21 protein-coding genes are annotated in these 24,846 nt (G+C 34.3%); 14 read left to right on the top strand and 7 right to left on the bottom strand.

Going from position 1 to position 24,846, the window contains the following annotated elements; genetic code table 11:
• Window positions 1-57 precede the first annotated feature (57 nt).
• On the bottom strand, window positions 58-1,815 hold the full coding sequence (locus tag DRF61_RS17570; RefSeq protein WP_157963395.1) for a helix-turn-helix domain-containing protein: 1,758 nt from the start codon (window positions 1,813-1,815) through the stop codon (window positions 58-60).
• A 261-nt stretch (window positions 1,816-2,076) separates the two neighbouring features.
• Between DRF61_RS17570 and DRF61_RS17575 the strand changes: the two genes are divergently transcribed.
• From DRF61_RS17575 to DRF61_RS17605, 7 genes are all read left to right on the top strand, one after another.
• Entirely contained in the window at window positions 2,077-2,325 is a 249-nt protein-coding gene (locus DRF61_RS17575) for a hypothetical protein (protein WP_111959428.1), read from the top strand.
• A gap of 216 nt (window positions 2,326-2,541) precedes the next feature.
• On the top strand, window positions 2,542-2,979 hold the full coding sequence (locus tag DRF61_RS17580; protein WP_111959430.1) for a DUF1896 family protein: 438 nt from the start codon (window positions 2,542-2,544) through the stop codon (window positions 2,977-2,979).
• Window positions 2,980-3,116: 137 nt separating this feature from the next.
• Window positions 3,117-3,407, top strand: a complete 291-nt coding sequence (locus DRF61_RS17585; protein WP_111959432.1) for a hypothetical protein — start codon at window positions 3,117-3,119, stop codon at window positions 3,405-3,407.
• A 125-nt stretch (window positions 3,408-3,532) separates the two neighbouring features.
• Window positions 3,533-5,533 carry a conjugal transfer protein MobC gene (gene mobC / locus DRF61_RS17590; RefSeq protein WP_111959434.1) on the top strand — a complete coding sequence of 667 codons (2,001 nt, stop codon included), beginning with the start codon at window positions 3,533-3,535 and terminating at the stop codon, window positions 5,531-5,533.
• A 181-nt stretch (window positions 5,534-5,714) separates the two neighbouring features.
• On the top strand, window positions 5,715-6,506 hold the full coding sequence (locus DRF61_RS17595; protein WP_111959436.1) for a helix-turn-helix transcriptional regulator: 792 nt from the start codon (window positions 5,715-5,717) through the stop codon (window positions 6,504-6,506).
• 131 nt (window positions 6,507-6,637) lie between these two features.
• The gene (locus tag DRF61_RS17600; RefSeq protein ID WP_111959438.1) at window positions 6,638-8,158 is read left to right on the top strand and encodes a MauE/DoxX family redox-associated membrane protein; all 1,521 of its coding nucleotides are present in this window, start codon (window positions 6,638-6,640) and stop codon (window positions 8,156-8,158) included.
• Window positions 8,159-8,192: 34 nt separating this feature from the next.
• The gene (locus DRF61_RS17605; RefSeq protein ID WP_111959440.1) at window positions 8,193-8,462 is read left to right on the top strand and encodes a DUF6520 family protein; all 270 of its coding nucleotides are present in this window, start codon (window positions 8,193-8,195) and stop codon (window positions 8,460-8,462) included.
• A gap of 80 nt (window positions 8,463-8,542) precedes the next feature.
• Here the strand turns inward: DRF61_RS17605 and DRF61_RS17610 are convergent, their stop codons facing one another.
• From DRF61_RS17610 to DRF61_RS17630, 5 genes are all read right to left on the bottom strand, one after another.
• Window positions 8,543-11,041 carry a S9 family peptidase gene (locus tag DRF61_RS17610; RefSeq protein WP_157963396.1) on the bottom strand — a complete coding sequence of 833 codons (2,499 nt, stop codon included), beginning with the start codon at window positions 11,039-11,041 and terminating at the stop codon, window positions 8,543-8,545.
• Window position 11,042: 1 nt separating this feature from the next.
• Window positions 11,043-12,410, bottom strand: a complete 1,368-nt coding sequence (locus DRF61_RS17615; RefSeq protein ID WP_167409442.1) for a RagB/SusD family nutrient uptake outer membrane protein — start codon at window positions 12,408-12,410, stop codon at window positions 11,043-11,045.
• Window positions 12,411-12,420: 10 nt separating this feature from the next.
• Entirely contained in the window at window positions 12,421-15,507 is a 3,087-nt protein-coding gene (locus DRF61_RS17620; protein ID WP_111959444.1) for a SusC/RagA family TonB-linked outer membrane protein, read from the bottom strand.
• Between the two features lie 151 nt (window positions 15,508-15,658).
• Complete coding sequence (locus DRF61_RS17625; RefSeq protein WP_111959446.1) at window positions 15,659-16,477, bottom strand: FecR family protein; 819 nt, start codon at window positions 16,475-16,477, stop codon at window positions 15,659-15,661.
• A 91-nt stretch (window positions 16,478-16,568) separates the two neighbouring features.
• Entirely contained in the window at window positions 16,569-17,090 is a 522-nt protein-coding gene (locus DRF61_RS17630; RefSeq protein ID WP_111959448.1) for a sigma-70 family RNA polymerase sigma factor, read from the bottom strand.
• A 595-nt stretch (window positions 17,091-17,685) separates the two neighbouring features.
• Here DRF61_RS17630 and DRF61_RS17635 point away from each other — a divergent pair.
• From DRF61_RS17635 to DRF61_RS17665, 7 genes are all read left to right on the top strand, one after another.
• Entirely contained in the window at window positions 17,686-19,074 is a 1,389-nt protein-coding gene (locus tag DRF61_RS17635) for a transglutaminase family protein (protein ID WP_111959450.1), read from the top strand.
• 23 nt (window positions 19,075-19,097) lie between these two features.
• A complete protein-coding gene (locus tag DRF61_RS17640) occupies window positions 19,098-20,186 on the top strand; it encodes a putative toxin (RefSeq protein ID WP_111959452.1) in 1,089 nt (362 codons plus the stop codon).
• A 23-nt stretch (window positions 20,187-20,209) separates the two neighbouring features.
• Window positions 20,210-20,566, top strand: a complete 357-nt coding sequence (locus tag DRF61_RS17645) for a hypothetical protein (RefSeq protein ID WP_111959454.1) — start codon at window positions 20,210-20,212, stop codon at window positions 20,564-20,566.
• 12 nt (window positions 20,567-20,578) lie between these two features.
• On the top strand, window positions 20,579-21,556 hold the full coding sequence (locus tag DRF61_RS17650; RefSeq protein WP_111959456.1) for a hypothetical protein: 978 nt from the start codon (window positions 20,579-20,581) through the stop codon (window positions 21,554-21,556).
• Between the two features lie 79 nt (window positions 21,557-21,635).
• A complete protein-coding gene (locus DRF61_RS17655; protein ID WP_111959458.1) occupies window positions 21,636-22,481 on the top strand; it encodes a DUF2314 domain-containing protein in 846 nt (281 codons plus the stop codon).
• Between the two features lie 20 nt (window positions 22,482-22,501).
• Window positions 22,502-22,831, top strand: a complete 330-nt coding sequence (locus tag DRF61_RS17660) for a hypothetical protein (protein WP_111959460.1) — start codon at window positions 22,502-22,504, stop codon at window positions 22,829-22,831.
• A gap of 17 nt (window positions 22,832-22,848) precedes the next feature.
• The gene (locus DRF61_RS17665) at window positions 22,849-23,874 is read left to right on the top strand and encodes a hypothetical protein (protein WP_111959462.1); all 1,026 of its coding nucleotides are present in this window, start codon (window positions 22,849-22,851) and stop codon (window positions 23,872-23,874) included.
• Window positions 23,875-23,925: 51 nt separating this feature from the next.
• Here the strand turns inward: DRF61_RS17665 and DRF61_RS17670 are convergent, their stop codons facing one another.
• Window positions 23,926-24,831: a hypothetical protein gene (locus tag DRF61_RS17670; RefSeq protein WP_202974506.1), complete on the bottom strand. Its 906-nt coding sequence runs from the start codon at window positions 24,829-24,831 to the stop codon at window positions 23,926-23,928.
• Window positions 24,832-24,846 lie beyond the last annotated feature (15 nt).

Here is a 24,846-nt window from a genome sequence, read left to right on the forward strand (position 1 = left end):
AAAATTTATGCAAAAGATTGACAGTAATTACGTCTAAAAAAGACGCAAAAACAATGATTAATTTGCACGATTGAATGAATCAGTTTTATTTGTAGAATCATTCATAGCCAAGTCGTTTTGTCGGTTTTTGATAAAATCTGTAGGTCGAATGCCATTAATTTCCTGAAAAAGCTTTGAAAAGTTGGATCTGGAAGCAATACCACATTTTTCCGCAAGAGTTGTAATTTTATATGTAAGGAATTTTCGATCCTTATAAAGTTTTTCAGTAATGTACCCAATTCGCAGCGCAATCAAATATTTACTGAAATTCATTCCCTTGTGGTCATTTATTATTTGAGAGAGATATTTTACATTTGTATCAAATTTAGAAGCTAATTTTGCGATTGTAAGACCTTCCTCTAAAAACTCCTCTTTCCTTTCGAATTGCGTTAACTTATACAGAATGCCATCTTTAAGGCTTTCGTTAAGATCCTGCCTGTCATTCTCCTTTTGTTTAGTGGGAATATGTGAGGAGATATACTCCTCTTTATTAAGAATAATCTGTTCGAGCGCTTTGTAGTTCTTCTGGATATGATATTCCCTTTTCCTATATTTTAAAGCGGTAAGAATTATTACAATACCAGCCGAAATAAAGATAGAGATATTAATCCAGGAGGCACGTGAGGACTCTTTTTCTAATCTTTTCATTTCCTGGGTCAACCTTTTTGTATCATATTCTTTGTAAAGCTTAGAAAATAAATGTCTAAAGTCTAAGGAAAGAGAGGCATCAACCTTTAACAATTGTCTTGTATAAAACAGTTCCTGTTGGATGTTGTTTTCATCCTTATAATGATTAATCAGCAATTCGTAATTATCCCTCACTTCTGGCAATACGAAATTATGTTTTTGAAACACTGAATCGACTTTTTGAAAATATAATACCGCAGCAGGATTGTTTCCACTCGCAAGGTAGGATTTGCCAATAAAAGAGTAGCAAACTGTGATCCATGCAAAATCGTTTACTGCAGAAATAGAACCAATTGATGATCTCAGTGAAGAAATCGCATTTTTATATTCCTTCTTTCTAAACTCCGCTATTCCCCGTTCCTTTAAGAAATACCCATACTCCTGCAGATACTCTTTACTCCCAGAAGTTTCAGATAGTCCAATAGATACTAGGGAATCTGCAGTTTTGTAATCTTTAAGATTGCGGTAACAGATGGCCATTTGATGTACACTATTCAGATAGCCGCGGATATTTGCGTATAGTAAGTTAGGATGCATCTTTTTTTTTGATTCAGCCTGAAAAAAAGCGCTTGTTTTCTTAAAGTGTTCTAAGGCGTCGCCATAATAGCCAATATAACTCTTTACTATTCCAATAAAATATAACAACCTATTCCGGTAGAAGATATCGTTTCCATCTACTGAATATTCATATGCTCTAAGAAATTCGTCCAATGCCAATTGATATTTTTTAAACTGGAAATAATAGACAACCCCTTTTTCGAGATACGCGGAACTGATCATTCCTTGATCTCTTGTCATTTTTGATGCCCAAATTGTACTATCTGCAAATTTAAGCTTGTCGTTTGGCGACGGCGAAAATAATATAGCATCCAGATAACCTCTTACGAGCCTTTCATAATTTTTTTCCTTTTTCGCTTTTGCAATATACTTTTCTACGAACGGTTTAGCACTGGAATCGTTTTCAGGAAGGCCCTCATAATTTCTCCGAAGTATATAGTAATCGCTAAATTTCTCAGTCTTTTGCGCAAAAAGGCATTCACCAAAAATGGTTAATAGAATAAAAAAATATTGGCTAGCCTTGGTTTTCATGGAAATAGGAAAGTTTACCATCAAAATTATAAAAATTCACTCAATTATGAATACGGTCATTATGTGTACTTCTTTTATTGATTAACGTCCACACAGTCACCATCATTAGCTATATTTTGAGGCGAGCGAATTCATGAATTAGCACGTGCGCATTCAGGAAAGAGCGCCACTAACGCTTTCCTACCACATGAAAGACCTATAATTTCGACATCAGAATTCTATTAATATCCGGGACCGGGATAATTCTTAAAACTATTTACAATGAAAAAGATTATCTCAATAATTTCAATTTTAGCGGGAATTGTGATTATGCACTCCTGTACGCAGGAAGATGAAGAACCTGTAATGGCAGTAAAAAATGAAAGTTTAAAAACGATGGCTAATGAAGGAAAGATTGGTGCTGATAGCATTAACCAAGTACAGATTTATCAAAGTGAAGTTGATGAGGGCGGAGCACTCGAAGGCGATCCACCACCAAAAAACCAGGGACAATGGAGGATTAAAGATTAAATTTTATCGTTCGTTTATATGCAGTGCGCAATGCATATTTAAACGAATGTGATTCTCAATAATTGATTTTAAACGCCTTAAATAAAATCAAAGTACCAATATTTAAAGTCTTCAAGTGTCAAGTTTATCCTTTGGATGACAATAGATGCCTAGTTCAAAAAGATATTGATTTCCTTTTTAAGTTTATCCATCAATTAATTACAAAATTTAATGTGTATGGATATTTTAGTTAAAAACTTGTCTTATTTTCGATCAAGCCTTCAAGAATTACTGGATACAAACTTTCCTGAAAAAGCTTATGATTCAAATTTCATTTCCAAACGTTCAAATTGGGCATACAAAGCTTATGAAGGGGCTCTGCAAGGAAAAAACAGCGAAGAAGAGGCTGAAAAAATTGCAAACTCAATACTTTTTGAGCGACTATACTTTTCCAAGTTCAACACTGTATTACAAGTCATTATTTATGAATTCGATACTTATTTCATGGACGAAGAATTAAGACCATTTGCATTAAGAATGCTTAAAGAGTGTGAATTTGTATTTAAAAAATATGATTTAACAGATGACTTTGCATATAGTACTTCCTATGATTATCTTTATCAAGATCTAAAGAATACTATTACGGTCTGTTTGCAAAATAACTTAAATCCGTAATCCTAATTTCAAAAGAGAACCCTACATTACCAGAAAACAAAAGAAGAGCTGTTGTTAATTTTTAAGATTATCAGCAGTTTTTTCTTTGTAAAGTCACTATTGATTTTTAAAAATTACTATTCTTTTTATCTTTATGTATGAAAGCTGAAATCAGAATACCAGAGAACTTCCAGCTCTATTCTAGCAAAGGTCCATTATATTCAAATTTCGATACTGAATTGAATATGGATATTGCAAATGAAATATTGAATAAACCTCTAATTGCTGAATTTATAGCTTATCATTTTCATGGCTTAATATGGTGGAACGATAAATTAGGTTTCTGGTGCGTCGAAGTTTCACAAAATAATCTTTACAAAAGTTCTTACATCTCTGAAGACCTCTCGTCTCTAATCGATGAAGTGCAAAAAATCTTTGGCAAAGATTAAATTCAATCTCTTTCATTTTCATTGGTACATATTGCCAAAAGTAACCTTCAAATGCCTATGAAGGTCACAATAACAATCGGATAATCACCACAATTATTTTCGCTTGCAACATTAATAACGTTGATATGCAAGGAGATGACGATTTAAGAGGATTGGCAAAAATTATTGCTTTTATGAGGGCAGTGAGTATCATTTTGATACTTATGCATTTTTATTGGTTTTGCTTCAGTGCGTTTGCTGATAAGGGGTGGACCATCGAGGTCGTTAATCGTATTTTGACAAATTTCCAAAGGACAGTAGGTTTATTTTCACATACCCTTTATACCAAGGCTTTTGCATTCCTGCTCCTTGCCTTAAGTTGTTTGGGAACGAAGGGTGTAAAAAATGAAAAAATTACTTGGACAAAAATTAATTCCGTTTTAATAGTTGGAACTCTTCTATATTTTTTTAACACATCATTATTATTCCTTTCTCCCGAAATAGGCTTCTTTTTATACATTCTCACGACAAGTACTGGTTACATTTCATTGATGGTAGGTGGAATTTGGTTAAGTCGATTATTGAAAAATAATCTGATGGATGATGTTTTCAATAATGAAAACGAAAGTTTCCAACAGGAAACCAAATTGATGGAAAATGAATATTCGGTGAACCTTCCCACAAAATTCTACTATAAGCAAAAGTGGAATAATGGCTGGATAAATATTGTAAATCCATTCCGAGCAACGATTGTACTGGGTACACCTGGATCTGGTAAATCATATGCAGTCGTAAACAATTACATAAAACAACAAATTGAAAAAGGTTTTTCAATGTATATCTATGATTTCAAGTTTGACGACCTCTCTACCATTGCATACAATCACTTGCTGAGGAATACAGATAAATATAAAATCAAACCACAGTTTTATGTAATCAACTTTGATGATCCGAGAAAAAGCCACCGTTGCAACCCACTTAATCCAGATTTTATGACTGACATTTCGGATGCTTACGAGGCTGCTTACACCATAATGCTGAATCTAAATCGGTCGTGGATCCAAAAACAGGGCGATTTTTTCGTCGAATCTCCCATTATTCTACTAGCAGCCATTATCTGGTACCTGAAAATCTATGATAATGGCAAGTACTGCACTTTCCCTCACGCTATAGAATTGCTGAATAAAAGATATGAAGATGTATTTACTATTCTTACGTCATACCCCGAATTGGAGAACTATTTGTCACCTTTCATGGACGCATGGCAAGGAGGAGCGCAAGACCAGTTGCAAGGGCAAATAGCATCTGCAAAAATTCCCTTGTCAAGAATGATAAGTCCGCAATTGTATTGGGTAATGACCGGAGATGATTTTTCGCTCGATATCAACAATCCCGAAGAGCCAAAGATTTTGTGTGTCGGTAATAATCCAGATAGGCAAAATATTTATTCTGCCGCATTGGGGTTGTACAATTCAAGAATTGTAAAACTCATTAATAAGAAAGGACAATTAAAAAGTTCGGTTATTATTGACGAGCTACCCACGATATATTTCAGGGGACTCGATAATCTTATCGCGACTGCGAGAAGTAATAAAGTGGCGGTTTGTTTGGGCTTTCAAGATTTTTCACAGTTAATACGTGATTATGGTGATAAAGAAGCTAAGGTAATACAGAATACGGTTGGTAATATTTTCAGCGGCCAGGTGGTTGGAGAAACAGCGAAAAGTTTGTCAGAACGTTTCGGAAAGGTATTGCAGAAGCGTCAAAGTATGACTATCAATCGTAACGATAAATCCACTTCAATTTCTACACAGTTAGATAGTCTTATTCCAGCTTCAAAAATTTCGACCTTAACACAAGGAATGTTTGTAGGCGCGGTCTCCGATAATTTCGATGAGCGCATCGAACAAAAAATATTTCACGCAGAGATAGTCGTGGATAATGAAAAGGTAGCCGCTGAAACCAAAGCATATAAAAAGATTCCGCAGATATTATCCTTCACTAATGATAATGGAGTAGATGGCATGAAAGAAGTTATTGAGCTGAATTATAGGCAGGTCAAACTAGATATTCTTGGAATTATTGATAGGGAATTAGATCGAATTGCAAATGATCCGGATTTAGCTCATTTACTAAAGAAGGAATAGTGGCATATATTATTGTGTTACAATAGTGCGATGCATGATATTGATTATCAACACGTTTTTCAGCATTTACTTCATACAATAATTTTATATTTTTTTAGAAAACCAAAAATATTTCATTACTTAGTAGAATATTGGATTTTCTTTTCTATAAGAAATTTGTTGTACTAACTAGCCAATAATTATGAACACATATCTATTATCACTGGTAGAAAGAACGGTTAAGGACGCTATTGAAGAGTTCGCAAAACTTCCCTGGGTCTTTCCGGCTTTTCACACTAATCGAATTGATGTTATTCAACTTCAGTTGAATAAACTCATGGATTATTATATTGAATTTTTTCAAAAAACTGGATTTCTGCCTACAGAACTGGATTTATTTAGAAAGTCTTGCGTTATTGAACGAAAAATAAAGAATTTTAAAAAAACCAAAAATGATGAAATTTTATCGGGTTTCTCATTTGTCATTGAACAGATAGAAGATAATGTAAAAAATCAGATAATTCCTATCCAAGTACAATATCCTAAGACAACAAATTTCGCATTATTGACTGGAATCGCTGCAACCGATTCATGTGGTAAAATCATCACTTTTATCCTTCATGAATTTACGATACCAAGGGTTTTAATTAATATAATTCCCAAAGATCTTGATTACATTGAACGTTTCTTGGACATATATGATGGAAAAGTAGGACGGTCGTTAATGGACTTTGTTACATCGTATAATAGGAACTATAAGCAATTTCAAAAAGATTGTAAGATTTATCTCGAAGATACGTTTTATCAATTTTATATAAAAAAAAAGATGATCGGGGCAAACCGGGATATTCTTTTTTCGGATATGACCATGAAGGAAGTAGCATATAATAACCAATTCGGAGACTATTTAAATCTGTATAGATTATTTAATCAACATTATAAAATATCTCTGGATAAAATACCCAGATTCAAACAAATATTATATTATCGATAATAATATTCCTACTAGTGGGAATTTAATATAATAAAAAAGCATTTTTTTGAAATACATTAGCTCTTTCTAGATATTTTTTTTCACAAAAGGTTTTGGAAATTTGATTGTAATTAATCAGTAAGCCGATTGTGATGAAAAAGTATTTAGCAAAAGACTATGCAAATATTGTTGCTTATTTTATAGCACTGCTTTTTGTATATGCTGCTATGAGTAAACTTTTGGATTTTGAAAATTTTGAAGTTCAGCTTGCGCAATCCCCATTGTTAAGTGCTTATGCAGGGTTTATTTCCTATGCTGTAATATTTGTAGAGCTACTTCTTGCAATATTACTTTGTCTACCCAATACTCAGATAATTGCATTGTATGGTTCGTTAGGACTAATGTCTGCTTTTACCATTTATATATACCTTATTTTAAAATATAGTGACTTTGTTCCTTGTTCATGTGGAGGAATATTGGAAAAGTTAGGCTGGACCGAACACTTGATTTTTAATATAGTGGTAGTGGTACTTATTTTTTCGGCTATTATTTACCGTTCATGGAAAGAAAATCGTCTCAAAAAATTAACCTTACCCCTATCCATTTCATTTAGTACCATCATAATTAGCTGTGGACTTGTGGTTGCTTTATTTTTAAGTTCGGAACATATTATAAAAAAAGCCAATAATTTCACGAGGAGATTCTTGATGCATCCTATTATTGGAGACAAGAAAATTAGTTTAGATAATGAAAACTATTATTTTGCTGGCAATGATAAGTCTCATATATATTTAGGCAATAAAAGTTACCCTCAAACTTTGTTCTCTATTGATACTGCTTTTGGTGATTCCGTAAGAATTAAAATAATACCGGACAATCTTCAACACAACTTCCGTAATATTCAGGTAAAAGTTAAGGCTCCATACTATTATTTTTATGATGGTTCCGTACCTGTAATCTTCCGTGGTAACCTTGGGAAAGAGAATGCAGAAACGATAAGTTTAAAAGATGCTTTTTTTACACAATTTGTTCCTATTGACTCTACAAAATTTGTCCTAAGAACGCTAAGCAGGAGAAATAAAGAACTTACACTAGCATCTTTGGATTTAAATGCAACTCCTAAGTTAAAATTATATCCTATGGTTCTTGAAAAGCAGGTTGACGGAGTCTTTGATGTTGATGGAGGGTTAGTCAGGAGTAATAATACAGTAAATATATTATACACGTACAATTATAGAAATCAATTTATTTCAATGGACGACAAATTAAATGTCCTAAAACGATTAAATACAATCGACACTACAACACATGCGAATATTCAGACAACTGCACTATCGGATGGAAGGCATAAACTAAGCGCTCCGCCGTTTAAAGTTAATAGCATGACACACGCGAATCGTAATCTCATTTTCATACAGTCTAACCTCATGGGTAAACATGAGTCAAGGGAATCATGGAAAAAAGCAAAAATAATAGATGTTTATCGAACTGACGCGAAGGCCTATATTGGAAGTTTTTATCTCTATAACGGTAAAAATTCAAGTGTGAAAGACTTTTGGGTTACTGATAATTATTTGTATGTACTAGTTGGCTCTAAGTTACAAAGGTTTTATTTCAGAGAACCAATATTAAGTTACTTTAAAAAAGACAAAGGGGAAACCGAAAACCTTTAAAAGAGTAGGTAATAACAAATTTAATAAACACATTATGAAAAAATTATTAATGCCTGCAATCATTCTGGGATTGGGCGCAGGTGTGGCATTTGCTGGAAATTTAAACAGTAGCGCTAAGAAAGCATTAGTAGATGCCTACCGATTTGACAACGCACAGAACCTTTGTGTGAAAGTCGAAAACCAACAATGTAGCGATATTCAAAGTGCAGAAGTATGTACTTGGGCAGAAAATTCTTCAGTTACATTACACGAGCAAGGTGAAACTATGTGTGGTGATGAATTGTACAAAATTCCACAAAATTAAACCTTAAAAGAAATGAGCCCGAAGGAATATCGGGCTCATTATAACAAATTTAATAACTAACGTTGTATAACGTTCAGGCATTATAAAGTGCATCCTTTTTTATTATGTAATTGTTTATCAATCCAAGTTGCATTTTTATGATCCTTTAAAAAGTAATCCCACCATTCTAATATTCTCACCTGCAAATCTTCTGCTTCCGGGGTATTATTTAAAATTGTGTGGCTTTGGTTTGGATAAAATACTGCTATCACCTGTTTGCCATTCCGTTTTAAACCGATATAAAATTCCTGTGTATGTTGCCATGGAACATTTTTATCTTTCATCCCTGCCCATAGCAATATGGGAGCATTGACCTGATCAACAAAATTTATCGGATTGTTTTTATAATATTGCTCCTTGTTTTCAGAAAAGGGTGGCATTTGATGCTGACCATTTTCGATTCTAGCATATTCTGCAATTTTGAAATTATAATTATATGAAAAGTAAGCCCTAACGATATCACTAAATCCAGAACTTGAAATATAAGCAGCAAAACGCTTAGATTGGGTCGCTATAAAATTCGTTTCATAACTACCAAAAGAATGTCCGGTTAAACCCACTTTTGCCATATTAATGTTTGAATTGACCGACACCGCATCTAAAGCCTTGTCCACACAGTCCAATGCAGAAACCCCCATCCCTTTTGTAGAGATAGAAATGTCAGGTTCATAAACAAAGTATCCTCTTCGCAGTAATGATCTTCGATCATAGCCAATAAAAGATATTCCCAAAACTGGATATTTGTTTGCAGAAGTACTTTGTTTCTCGTAAACCTGTACGATCATTGGGTACTTTTTTTTAGGATCAAAATGAATTGGATAATAAAGGACTCCTTTCAATTCTTCATTGTCTTTGTTTTTATAGTGGACAATTTCCTGTTTTATTGTATTTGAAATACGATCAGATTTATTGCTCTGATAAATAACTCTATCCTGTATTTTTCCAAGGGAAGTATAAATCAACCGAGGTGCTAAATTGTAGTTTTCTTCTATCAAAAAACTATGTCGCTGTGTCGGATCAGTCTTAATTTCTGAAATATAATTTAGAGTTTGGTTGTGTAATACTTTAAAATTGCCATTCTTATAACTTAAGATTGATGATCTATTTTCGTTGTCTTTCAATGTAAGTAGAAGTCCCTTATTCAGGTCTACAGTATTTGAATCTATATTTATTGAAAAACTACTATAATTTCCATTCGATGGATTTCTTTTAACATTTAATATACTTGAAATTTTCCCTTTTTCACCCATTCTATTTAAGTGCATTGTTTCTGTTTTAAACCACCAGAAATCCTCCATACCATTAAAAAAGATATAATTACCATCTAAACTGAAAACTGGATTATGAAGGCCAGGTGGCAGAAATAAACTTGAACCGGAATCCAGATCTAAAATCCGACCATCTTTATCAGCTTCATTTAACAAAACTAAGTATTGACCATTTGGAGAATGTGAAATGCCAGAAGTTTTTGAAGATAATGGACAATATTTACCAGTTATTATATCATATAAGTAATAATCTACGAGTGGAACATAGGTAACATAATTATAATTTCCAACCGGATCGAAGCTTAAAAGAAACCTCTTATTGTTAATGGCGGCAAATGATGGAAACCTATCATTTGGGATTTTAATGCATTTACTGGTTAAAGTATTCCACAGATAGTACTCTGACCGTATACAACCTATATCCTTAGCTTTTAAATTGCTGTCATTACCATACCAAATATCAACTAATTCAGTATTCACTTTATTTTTTGTTTGAAAATCGATTAGGAACGATTCTCCCTTTTGAATTTCCGAAAATTTTATTGCATCAGCTTGTCTGTATAGATCTCCATAAGGGTAGCTAATGGCTTTTGTAGCTAAATTGATCAACACAGGTTTTAGCAAACCTGTGTTAATAATTTTCTCCACCAGCATCAAGTAATTACCAGAGTTGGAAATTTCCATTTGAATAATACGGTTAGTTGTATGGTAAATATTCAAACTGCTGTCAGATAGATCTACAATATTTTGGGTGTCTCCAACGGTTTTTAAAATAAAAAGATTTTTTACATTGTCTGTTACAGGGAATGAATCAATAGATTTAGCCGAGGATTGCACTTTTCCGTTCCCATCGTAAACACAAATGCTTTGATCATTGTAATGAATGAAATATCTATCTGCAGCACTTAAAACTTCTGCCGATTTTACTTTTTGATATCTTAGACCTTTACCTTTAACTAGATCCAGCAATAATGCTTTGTTATTTCCGGAAGCAAAGAACTTATTGTTCTTTAAAAAAACTCGTTTCTGATTTAAGCCGATCAAGGTAGCAACAGGTTGCTCCGGCTCTGCATTCTTAAATACGAGAACAGTATCAACGTTATTGCTATACTCCTTTTTTATAGAAGACCATTTACTATCATCCGATACGACTAAGTTTCTAATAGCATAAAACTTTGATAGCTCTCCTTTTAGGGTGTCCGAGTTTTTTTGTTTTTGTCCAGTACAATATAAAGAACATAGAATTATTAATACAATTTCTAACTTTTTCATATTAGTAACCAGCATTTTGGGGATTGAGATTAGGGTTTAATAGAAGCTCATTTTGTGGCAATGGCCATTTTGAATGAAATGTTTTCCAGTTTGCTTTTACCGTGTTCAGCACATCTAACTTTTCAATCCTTTTTAAATCAAAAAAACGATGTCCAGTTTCTGTAAAGTATTCTTTTCGATACTCCAATAAAATTTCATTAAGTAAGTTTTCGTTTGTAATTGGTGATACAATTGGAGCGAGATTTGCTCTTTGACGAGTCGCATTCAAGTAAGGCAAAGCCTCATTTACTTTATTCTGCTTTGCCAACGCTTCTGCCAGTAATAGGTATACTTCTTCAAGACGGAATATTATTGAATATTCATCAGTATTGTTGGTTCTATTTTTATACTTATCGGCTCGATACCAAGTCGTCCCATTAAATGTTACGGGCTTCATCCAATTCTGCTTACGGAGGTCATTCTGTGAGAATGAATTAACCAGATTTGAAGAAAGGGCGAAAGAAAGCGGGGCTGCATTGCTAAAGTAATAAGAGATTGCCTCTTTTGTGGCATCACCATTATTTTTAGGCTTTAATTGCCACAGTATGTGAACCCCTCCTTTTTTATAGACTTTTGTTAAATCAAGTTGAAACTGGTAGACACCGCTTTGAATTATATTTTTTAAAATCATTTCACTCTCATTCCATTTGTTTTGCAACATATTAACCTGAGCAAGCAATAACTGAGCAACCTTTCGATTTGGAAAGATTCTTTCAGGGTTTCGATAATCGTCAACAAGCCCTCCAATCGATTCATTTAAATCAATTACCAATCTATTTAAAACATCATTTTGCGCTGTTTTAGGGATAGTTTTATTAATTTGGTAATCTGTTGAATCCACATAAGGAATATCACCAAAGATTTGCACCAAGTATAAATATAAGATAGAGCGGATCAATAGCGCTTCTCCTTTGATTCTTTTCTTTTCGTTTACAGGAATTCCTGAAGACTTTTCTGTTCCTTCAATAATCGCATTCGCCTGATATATCTTTTGATAAGCAGAAGTCCAATAATTTAAGATAGCAATGTTATTGTCGATTTGCACATTTTGAGAAATTTCCAATACACCAGTATTTGATGCTGTGGTATAATAATCAAGATCGTCGGTATAAAGTCCCAATAAGGTTCCGGTTTTATCACCAGAGAGCGGTGAACTGTCCCAAAGCCCGGCATAAAGCCCGGCCAAAGCAGAATTTGCAGTCTGTACATTGTCAAAAACCTGATCAGATACAATCTGATTCTGTGGCAGGTCTACTTCAATTAGTTTTTCACATGAAGTTATATGGAGTAACAGTAGCATAAGTACTGCTGAAAATTCTATTGATTTCATTTTTTTGAATTTAAAGTTTACATTGAATGCCAAAAGAAAAGGTCCTTAGTGGTGGAAGAAAGCTTCCAGACCCTAATTCGGGATCTATCCCGAAATACTTGGTCCATGTCACAAGATTCTGTCCCTGAATATATATTTTCACCTCCTTGAAAAGGCCCTCCTTTAATGGAAGTTTGTAGCCTAATTCTATATTTTTCAGTCTTATAAAAGAAGCGTCGGAATAAGAAGCGGTACTACTTTGAAAAAGAGAATGCTGAGGATTCGCCGATGATTTGTATGGCATATATAGGCCATTGGGATTTGATGGTGACCAAACGTCCAGTGCTTGAATGGGTAAATTGTTTATAATTCCAGGGGACGGTATGACATAATTATAATTTCGACTTTTCTGGCTTACAAACTGAAATAAGAAAGAGACATCCCAATTTTTATATCTAAAGGTATTGTTCCAGCCTCCAAAAAATTTCATGCTGAGGTCTCCAACGACCTGACGATCATCCGCAGAAGTCACCTTTCCATCACCATTATAATCGGTGAATTTGTATTGACCAGTCTGTGGATCAATTCCTTCAAGATTATAAAGTTTGACCATAGAAGTTGGTTGCCCTATGATGAATTGATTTGAGTAGGTAGACCCTTCCAAACCAGGAAATGATAACAATTTATTCTTGGGAAAACTAATATTAAAAGCCGTTTCCCACGTTAGTTGGTTTGTAGATAAGGGACGTGCCGATAGCTCAAATTCCAAACCTTCATTTTGTACAGTTGCATTTAAATTTGCCAAAACAGAAGGGAAACCAGTTACTGCTGGAAGCTGATAACCGACTAACTGATTTGAAGAACGATTTGAATACCAAGCAGAGGTTAAATTTATTTTATTTTGCAAAAATGCAAGTTCCAGTGCTATTTCTAATTTTCTTGTCTTTTCCCAACTGAAATCTGGATTATAGAGTCGCGAAGGTATTAACCCTGTCACCCCGTTATAAATGAGCGATGATACAGTGTAAGTATCATAAAACTGATAATCACCAATATTATCACTACCGGTCGAACCATAGCTACCTCTTATTTTACCAAAACTTAGCCATTTGGAATCTTTTAAAAAATCTTCTTTAGAAAATATCCAAGCCGCACCTACTGCCGCAAAATTTGCAAACCTATTATTCGGTCCAAAACGACTGGAACCGTCCCTCCTTCCAGTAATATTTAAAATATATTTTTTATCAAATTGGTAATTCAACCGACCAAATACTGCTGCGTACTTATATTCACTCGTAACTTGATCGTTTATTGTTTTTGTTTGAGCGGCCGCAATATTTTTGATAAAGACATTGCTTTCAAATCCAGTGCCTCTCATTGAGCCCAATTTATTTGTTTCCTGTTGATATGAAGCTCCAACAAGAATATCTAATTCATGTCTTTCATTTTTGTAATGCCAGTTTAACTGGGGTTCTAAAATTACGGACAATCTATCCTGATTACTTTTTGATGCTGTTGAATAAGCACTGGACTGTCCGCTTATGTAAGCAGGATTATTTACGGTATTGGGTTTAAGTGCCCATTCTTCAAAAGCCTGATAGTTGATACCAGCATTGAGTTTTACATTAAAGCTAGGGAAAAGTTCGTAGCGTGTTGCAATGTTAGTTAGAAACTGTAAGTTTTCGTATGAATAGGTGCCATTATAAGCTGCAACAGGATTATTAAACGTATTATTCTCCCAGTTTAGACTTCCATCTTCTTTATATAAGGCAGGTGCATTGGGCGGCAAAATGTAAACCTGTCCAGTAATATCGCCGTTAAGCACATTATTCTTCTGGGATGAGAACATATTATTGACACTTAGCTGAAATTTATTGTCGGTGGATTTATGGAATAATGAAGAGGTAATATTGTTTGTTTTGTACCTAAAATTATGGTCAAAAACTGTCGTCTGTTCATTATGGCCCAAGCTGACCAAAAAATTAGTTTGTTCGCTTCCTCCAGTCAATGATATAAGCACATTGGAAAAATCCGCTGTATTTCCTATCAGTGTTTTTTTCCAGTCTGTATATCTGTTTTTATCCCAAGTACCATTCACATCATATGCTGTTGCTGGATAATTTGTTATACCACTGTTTGAAAATGCCTGCTGACGCATATTTAAATATTGCTCAGTATTCATCATCTTCAAGTTCGAGATGACATTGCTTATCCCATAATTTGTATTGAAGTTTAATGAAAGTTTTCCTGTTCTACCTTTCTTGGTTGTAATTAAGATCACGCCATTGGCTCCTCTTGAACCATAGATTGAAGTGGCATCAGCATCTTTGAGTACTTCGATGCTTTCTATGTCATTGGGGTTTATGCTATTTAAGGGGTTTATACTTCCAAGTGGAATAGATGCTCCACCAAATACGGAAGTCATTTCATTACCAACTGGTACGCCATCGACAACGTAAAGTGGCTGACTACCATCCATACCACTATTTGTGGTTGTCCGAAGACTATTCCGTCCCCGGATCTGAACTTGATAACCACCTCCAGGCGTACCCCCATTTTGGACTATACTAACACCTGCCATACGTCCCTGAACGCTTGCAAGAACATTAGAGACAGGCTGGTTCTCAATATCCTTAGCAGAAACTTTTGCAATGCTTCCCGTTCGTTCTTTGTCTTTTACATTGTAGTAACCGGCATTCAGGACAATTTCTTCAATATTGGTTTCCTTGCTTGCTAAGGGTTTTATCGTATCCTGCTTTGAAATGGGTATTGGAGAAAACTCTTCGTTAATAGATACTGACTTATTCTTCTTTTCACGGATAATAACCATATTGTTGTCGATCAGCGCCTCAAATGGCAATTCTTTCAATAGCTTGTCGAGGCATGCAATAACAGTTTCATTGGTACATTTTACAGGTTGTACAAAATAACCCTTCAATGATTTTTTTGAATAGGCATATTGCTTTATCTTATTGTCGGAAATAAACCTATCAATGGCATCGGCAACCGGAATTCGGTTTGTTTGATAGCTTACTCTCTTCTCAATGAGATTCTGTTGGGCCCAGAGCCCTTGCCAGCCGAAAAATAGGAATATGGCGGCAGTGCATAAAATTTTCATATTTTTGCATTGTATTAAAATTAATAGCTTCTTTCTGATTTTGTTATTAATTAGATACTTGACCGACGGTTGGCCCCGTCGGTCGTTTCGTGTATCAAGAACATTAACTTATCTTTCTGGAATAAATGCTGGTGTCATTAAGCACCAGAGCCTATTTTTCCAGTTCAAATGTTGTAGCATTGATCTGTTTAATATTTAGGTTCAACTGTAAGGCAATTGCCTTGATTATATCTGTTGCGTTTGCATCTTCTCTCGCTACTGAAACATTTTCGCTGCTGACCTCCAATGGGTAGGATATCTTCAGTCCATAGTTTCTTTCAAGAGTTTGAATAGCTGTCTTCACAGGACACTCGCTAAAATGAATACCTATCAGCTTATTATTGTGTTGTGTGGGGCTATTTTTACTTTCTGTTTTCATTACTACACCAACATCAAGTGACCCCATATTTGAAAAGGTTTCTTTTGGACGCAGTATAAGTGGCTTTTCTGAGGTCCCATTTTTGTTGACCTGTATTTTCCCTTCAAAAAGATCTACAGTAAATGTTTTTCCGTTCTGTGAAACCTTAAATACAGTCCCTAAGACTTTTGTTTCATAATCATTTCCGTGAACAATAAACGGATGCGTTTTCGATTTAGATACTTTAAAAACAGCATCACCTTCAAGTTTCACATCTCTAGTATCTGCCGGAAAAGATTTCTCAACGGTGAGCTTAGCACCTTTTTGTAAAATGACCTCAGAATTATCCGGCAATAATACCTTTAATCTATTTGAATTGGCAAAATATACATCCGGTTTATTAAGGATATTAAAACCTAAAATACTACTGCTAAATAGTACTACGGCAGCCATTCCCCCGAATATTATATATCTTCGTTTTCTTTTCTGCTGTTCCTTACGACGAATTGTGATAAAAGCATTTGTCCACGCTTTATTATCTTCTTCCTCTGTCAGATTAAATTTATCTTCCATAAGAGTTCCTTTATTATATATAGGAGGAAGTAGAAAAATACCACATGGTTTTATAGAAAAATTAACTCTTTTTATGGATTTTTAACAAATTTTAATAAATTTTCACCTTGTTTTTTAAGAAGATTATGGACTTGGAAATATGCTGTTCAACACTTCTTTTTGAGATATTTAAGGTTGTAGCAATTTTTGCTTGCGTAATTCCGTCTAACTTATTCATCTTGAAAATCTTCCTGCGAAGCGGTGGGAATAATTCTTCAATTGCTTTTTCGATTTCTAAAAGATTTTGTTCTTTTCTCTCCGCAATAAGTACATCTTCCATTGTAGTATCGGAGTGATCTAAAGGTAGAGTATCAGTTTGCGTTCTTTTTGTATTTCTATAGAAATGAGCTATCTCTTGTAAACAAGTCTTTACAATTATGCCCTCAATATTTTTAGAATCTAATTTTGATCTATACTGCCATATATGAATTATGACATTCTGATAAACATCCAATACATCGTCCCTATTCTTAATCTTTTTATAAATGAGAGCAATTATTAATGGATGGAATTTATGAAGAAGCGTATAATATTCCAGTTCTTCAATTCTGATATGTCGGTTAGAAGACCACATTGTATGAATAACAAAATTAGCAATATTTTAACAAATAATTAAATTTAAGGCAATATTTTTTTATTAAACATAGATTACATACCACATTATACAGGAATTTAATAACCTGACACTGGTTGAAAATTAATAAAAACCAATAAAGAAATCTATTTTCTAAAAAATTAATATATTAGCAGTCGGAATATTAATAGAATATAACGATATAAACGAGCGTAAGCTATCGAAAATTTAATCTAAGAAAACCGCTAATTTTCAAAAAAGATGCAATTCGATAGACTTACGCCTGTGCCTACTATTGGCATGGGCTAAGTCTTTTCGGCATCTGGGTTCTTAGCGGTACCTCTTAGACGATTGGCTTCAGTACCCATGCCTTTTTGTATTTATCCCCACTGAATGCATAAGGAAGATTAGATAAACTTTTAAAAGTTTAAAATACGACGGGTTCTGACGTTTCCACGATATACCTTCGCTTTATAGATTTAGGATACAGGAATATTTGAAAATAAATCAAATTTCCGTGAAAATACCTATATCCGACAATATAAAAATAAATTAAATTGCAAATCCTACCGACCTAAAAAGACACATTTATCTGATGAAACAAGCAATTTTATACCTTATTGTATTTAGTTCCTTTTGCTTTGGGCAGATACCAAAGTTGCCTGAGACTCCACAGCAAGCTACCTTATATAGCACTAAGGGAACACAATACAAATCAGAGGTGATTTTTCCAAAGTCGAATTATTCTGCTGAAAAACCTTACAAGAATGTAAGTCCGAAATCTGATGAGGAACATATCAATAGAGAAGTTGAACGTCAGATTGCGGAGATACGGTCGGAATCATTTTCGAGAAATTTTATGCTTTCTCCCTTATCGGATAGGAAAGGAACTGGCGCTTACTACGATGCCTATGAAAATCTTTCAAAACTTGATCCCGAAAGTTATTCAATTGCCGACGCGGTTTTTCTTGTGGAGAATGCATACAATAATAATGATAAAAAATTCCAGTCAACTTATCAGGGCCAGATCCAAAAAGCCACAAATATAGTTCGGAAAGAAATTAAGGCTAGAGGAATTGAAGATTCCGACAATGTTTCGAAAAACCTGTCCATTTTCAAATACTTTGCCGAGGACAGTAAGGTAAATGGAAAAGTAGTTCACAAAGCCATTAAGTATGATTTTGATGATTATATGGGCGCAAAAGACTATTCAAAAATGTTTGTTTCCAAGCTGATGAAAACTAATACGGGGCAGTGTCATTCAATGCCCTTGCTATACCTTATTTTAGCTGAACAGATCGGTGCAGAAGCTTATCTGGTAATGTCTCCCAATCACTCTTACATTCGATTCAAAGATGCTGATGGTGAAATGCTTAGTGTTGAACTTACCAATGGAATGTTCTCTGCTAACTCCTTCGTGCTTAATTCTGGCTATATCAAAGCAGAAGCGCTAAAGAATAAGCTATATATGCAGAACCTCAATAAGCGTGAGATCTTATCACAGACCTACGTTGATCTTGCGAGCGGTTATATACACAAATACGGTTACGATGAATTTGTGTCCAAAGTTTTGGATAAAGCACTTGCACTAAATCCAAATAATATTAATGCTACTTTATGGAAAAGTAACACTGATCAGGTACGCTTCATGCAGGCTTGTAGCAGGTTTGGAATTGATCCTGAAAATAAGGAGCAGCTTCAATATATCCGCAATTACCCACCGCTGGAAGATCAATTTCGCCAAATAAATATTGGCTTTGATTATATAGATCAATCGGGCTTTACCCAAATGCCACTCGACCAATATGAAAAATGGCTTGGTTCATTAAAGAGTACAGAAAACAAGCAAAAGAGTGATGAAATCGCTGAAAAAATTAAGATCCTAAATGCGCAAAAACAAAAAGAAGCCAATAAAAAACCAAAACCAATCATTCCGAAAAAAGAATCACCCAAAATCTACATGATTCCTAAGGAATTTTTATAAAAAAATCAAAAGACAATTAAATTATGAGAAAGATTTTATTTTTTGTTTTCCTGTTCCTTGTGAGCTTTTCGCAAGCTCAGGTCAATCAAAAGAAAAAAAACACCAAGCAAAAGGAATGGGTCAACCCGGTTAAACTGACAAAGGAAGAGCGCTCACGTCCCTATATGATGGAAGTGCTAAAAACTAGAGATAGTCTAAGTCCTGATGAAGCGGAAAGAAGAAGAAGGAATATTGAAGCTGGAAATCCCTTTAAGAAATATGGCTACTACCCCAAGGTTGCAACATTAAGTAAGGGAAAATATCTTGAATTTCACGATCAGGATAGTGTAGTCACTATCGGATCAGTTCGCTTCAATGTTAAGAAGGGTGAAGTTGTCGATTTCTTGGAAGTTGATCTTGACGATCCAGACGCCCAACCGATTGGAGATACTCATGGTCGCTGGATAAGCCCCGATCCGCTAAGTGAAGAATTTCCAGATTGGAGTCCTTATAACATGTCATTTAATAACCCCGTTAAATTTAAAGATCCAACGGGGCTTGCACCAGAAGATGCAGTTGAATGTTGTTGGTGGATGCGACTAATGCCTTTATTCGAGGAGTCGTCAATTAAACCATCACCTGTTATTGAAACGCTTTCTAAAACAGGTGAGGTTGGAACAAAGACTGGAGAAACATCAGCACAGCAAGAACATTTTAATTTTGGCAGGTATGTGGAAAAAAAGCAGCTTGCTGAAATGGGGAAAGAGAAAAATACAAAAACGTACGAGTATACCGATCCTAAAACAGGAAAAACTGGAAGAACTATCCCTGATGCAATGACAGATGAAGGAGGAACAATTGAAATAAAGCATGTAGCGAAACAATCTTTTACAAAACAACTTAGAGGACAACAAGAAGTTTCGAAAGCGAACGGACAGGAAGCAATATTGAAAATTAATGACGCTGCAAAATTAAGTGAGCCACTGAAAAAGTCAGGTATAAATATTCAACGATATACTCCTCCTGCAAGACCAAAAATTGATAATATTAAAGTTACACCTGCTCCCGCACCGAAATTGATGCCTGTACCAAAACCCAAAGACCCTTGCGGAGGTGTTCCTGGATGTGCTTAGTATAAAAATTCTTAAATTTAGCGATGAATAATATTGAAAAATTGCTTGAGGCAATTAAAGAACAAGCTGAAAAATTCTTGCTTGAAAATGGCGAGTTTGCCCCGTATGGCGCATACATCAGGGCCAATGGAAAGTTGGCTAATATTTCTGCATACTCAGAATCAACCGATTCCAAAGAAATGTATGATATTTTATTAGCTGGAGCTTATGACGATTTGCAAGATGAGGATGTTCGGGTTTATGCAATAGCTCAAGACGGAAGATATCAAGGAATGGATGTACTGGTTATTGATTTTATTCTATCACCTGAAGACAAATTTCAGCAAATATATCCTTATACTGTAGAAGGAACACAAGTAAAATTTGGCGATATGATCTAAATTCGATTGAAAATGAATGATGCATATATAACTTTTAAAAATAATGAGCTGGCGAAATCGAAAGATTTAGCTGAGGCGCTTAAAATTTCTGAAAGTGATTTTATTAAAATTCAAAATTGGTTTGACTTATTGCTTTTGAAACACGAAGAAGCAACTAGTGATTGGGAGGATCAGTTACAGAAAGAAGAAGATTTAGAGAACAAATTTAACGAATTGATTTCATCAGAAATCGAGAGGAAAAGTTATAAGTACATTTTGCCTAAGTTACTGAATTACAATAACGAATTTAACGGAGCTTTTCTAAGATCCCTATATATAGCAAGGTTCGGAGCCTTACTTAGAGATAATTTGATATGCAAATTTGTGAATGACAAGATGATTGTCTATTCGCCAGAAGATTTTTTTCATACTACGGTCTATCTTAGTAAGAACTATTTTGTTTCTCCTAATAGTAATTTTTTAGAGGATATTTTAAAAGCTGAACATGTTCGCGGTATTCTTAAACAGGGGACTGTCAAAGATAGGTTTTCAATTTTGAAAAACATATTGCATATTATTCATCAAAAGACTTTTCACCATGATATTATATGTTTTAAAAAGATATTAAAACTAGTTTCACCAGAGGATGTTGCACTAATTGATTATTTGAAGAAATTTAAAGTGTTGAATGATCAAGGTTGCTATAGAATTATCCATGACGTTTTGAATTTGCCAATAGCTGAAAACGCTTGGAATGATTTTGAGATTAAAGTTCAGCTAATTAATTTTTTCGATACAGCCCGGGGAGCAAATCCTACTGCAAGTTGGAACAAAAAGTTTCATGAGCTGGCTGGAACTTTTGGGACTGCCTTACTGTTACAAACAGCAACTACAGTTTTGGAAAATGAAAATTGCAAAAACTACGAGTTTGATTATGGTGCGGTCTGGGGCGACGATACGGCAAAGAGGTTTTTGAAATCGGCTCATTGGATTACAGGTAATTTGTCCTGAACTAACTTATAATACTTTGGTGTAGTTGAGAACTACCGTAACATTGTATAAACCCAAGATACAATGTCATAAATCATGAATGAAAAAGCTGGTTTCCAGACTAAAGTTCGATAAAAATAAGAAAAACAGCTGGCACGCTGACCTTTGTAAAATGAATAATACTTTTCAATTAGAGGAAAACCAAGAATATCTCTATTTATTATATAAGGCAAAAAATACCATCTGGTATTTCAATAAACTGATTAATGAAGGGTATGTAGGCTATTCTTCAATAAAATTTAAGAATAAGGATGAAATTTTTGTGTGGCTGGAGGATGTTAGGATCGAGAATGGCTATTACAGTGGAATTTTGGCAGAAAATAATGATCCCGAAAAAGTTCCATGCAGCGAAGCTGTGGATTGGCTAATTATTGAGAATCAAAGAATGTTAGGAGGATATACTGTAAGGCATTATAGAAATATGCTTGGAGAAGATGAGAAGCTGAATTTCGAAATAGATTGCGGATATCGAATAGATGAGGGAGATGATTTCTTCAGGCCAGATTTGTCTACCGCGGAGGGTGCAATAATCACAATTGAGCAGTTTTATAATAATAAGGACCTTGATGGAATATTTTCCTGTAAAGATTTCAGAAAAGAGGCTGAAAATATCATGATTGATCATTCTGTAGTGGTTAATGAAAAGAATCTTACAATGATAACATCCGCATTGAAAACATCTTTTGTTGATGATTTAGAAATAAGTGGTTTTCCAAATTTTGAAGATATAGAAAGAGTATTCACTTTGAAAGATCAAAGGGAAGATCAGCAATTGATTGAGGAAAAAGTTATTTATAGGGATGGGGCAATTACGATAAATGAGCTATGGGTTTGGAATTCTGGTCATTGTGGCTGGAAAGTATTGAATCTGGTTGAGAAAAACTAATTATGAAATGCAAATAAACGATGAAATTAGAAGAAATAATTAAAGCCGTAAGAATTAACCAATTAGGGGAATTATTAAGTGAAAATTTTGTTGATTTAGATCTTGATAAGATTATTATCTATGCCGAATATTCGATTGGTGCTGACAGTGATTATAAATTCTTTAAATCAAAAAGAGGGTTAGGAGAAATTATAAAAGATAACAATGTAAATTATGAAAGGCTCTGTTCCATTCGAGAGTTAGATAATTTAATAAATTCTTTTCTTTCAGAATATTCCAAAAAAGACGATGATATATTGGTAATTGAGGTTCTTGATTACCTTGATACTAACAATAATCAATATTCTTAATTCACCACACCTACAATATGAAGTACTTTATTTTAACCTTATTTGTACTGCTAAGCAACCTTGTTAAAGCTCAGGACAACCGCTTTTATGATGATGCATTTCTCACAATTGACAATATGCTTACCAATAAGCAGCCTTATAGTTTTAAAACTGCTGTATTAAATGTGGAGGAAGCTTATTATCAGGGTAAACTTGATACAGCCGAAGTGAGCCGGAAAATAAAATTCATGGCAAACTTTGCAAAAAAAATAGTTCAAAATAGGGACTTGACCTATGAAGAAAAGGATAAAGCAGCTGTTAGTAAATACGCCGCTATATTTTCAGTTATCTGCCAGAAAACGCCTATTATTGTTAATAGTGACACGCTCGAGTATAAAGCTTTTTCCTACGATTTTAATGATGTATTTGGGCATAAAGACCTTTCCAATCTTTTCGTTTCCAAATTAGTGAATACGCAGAAAGGTAATTGTAATTCACTGCCATACCTTTATAAAATCCTAGCTGAGGAAATTGGTGCCGATGCGAACCTTGCTCTAGCACCTAATCATATTTATATCAAACATAATATTAAGTCCATCGGCTGGTATAATACTGAATTGACAAGTGGAATTTTTCCACAAGATGCTTGGCTAATGGCTTCAGGGTTTGTTCATTTGGATGCTATTCAGAATGGTGTGTATATGAAGGCGCTTACAAACCGCGAAAGTCTTGCATTATGCTTGGTAGATCTTGCAAACGCATACAATAGGTCGTTTCCTAAAAATGATGGAACTTTCCCATTGAGGTGTGCGTTGCGCGCATTGGAGGTTCACCCCTATTTGATAACCGCCTTGATTTTAAAAGCTGAAACTTATAAAGCGCAATATCAAAAATTAGATTCTGCCGATTCAAAGGCAAAAGAACTGGTAACTTTACTCAATAAAGAATATAAGCATATACATGAAGTAGGTTATCGCAATATGCCTGAAGGAATGTACCTTGAATGGCTGCTTTCTTTGAAAACTGAACGAAAAAAATATGAAGATGTTAGATTAACCCATTGATCCTCGCATAAACATGTTATTTTGGTGAACTACATGTTTTGTAAATTTACTTTAATCATCTTCTTCCAACTTTATTCCAAAATCTGCAAGAATATCTGATCTGTCTTTAGCAATTTGTTCGGGATCAACTTGATAAAGAGAATCAGGATTTGCCGCCATCGTATTCAAACTTAAATTGATCATTCTTTTTGCATTAAACATAAAGAAAGGCTGTTTAGGAATGTTTACACGTAGGGCTAAAATTTCAGCTAGCGCTAATTCTGGAGAGGGGAAATCAGGGATATTTTCCTCATGCAATGCTAAGTAGTCATTAAGCTGGTTTAGTGATTCACCATTCAAATATTGCCTGCATAAAAAACCATCTCCTATGGATAAAATTAAGATCAATCCATTAATTCTGAGCATCAGAGTGGCTGGATCAATGATTGTCCTAAGATTGAATTCGGTATTTTTCGTTTTAAAAACATACAAACTAGAGGGAATGTTAAAACCGTACTGATTTTTATAAGATTCCCTTGTTAGCTCAAAATTTTTAGATCCAATGATTTTCTGACATATCTGACGGTATTGTTCATCTTTTGTTTTTAGAAAATCATTATAAAAAAGACCGTAATAAATTTTTGTCATCCAAGTTCTGATTATGGATATATCGTTAAATTCTGGACCATACTGAATTTCAATACCATAGTCATCTGCTATTGATTTATAAATTCGCGCAGGGTCGTCTAGCATGTCTAATAACAATGCTTCATATTGACTTCCGAAAGTACTATTGCAATACTGATGGGCAGGAACCTTTACACGGCTATACTGGATGTTTAAATTTCCCCCTAAAACCTCTTCTTTAATATTGAGTTTTTTCAGTAGTGCATTGGGAATAATATGCTCTAAAGTTTTGTTTTTCTCAATTTCTTCCCCACAAAAAAAACAACTTTTTCTTACCTGTTCTAAATTCATATATAAACACATTTT

This window comes from Chryseobacterium lathyri (assembly GCF_003290185.1).
Classification (GTDB): domain Bacteria; phylum Bacteroidota; class Bacteroidia; order Flavobacteriales; family Weeksellaceae; genus Chryseobacterium; species Chryseobacterium lathyri.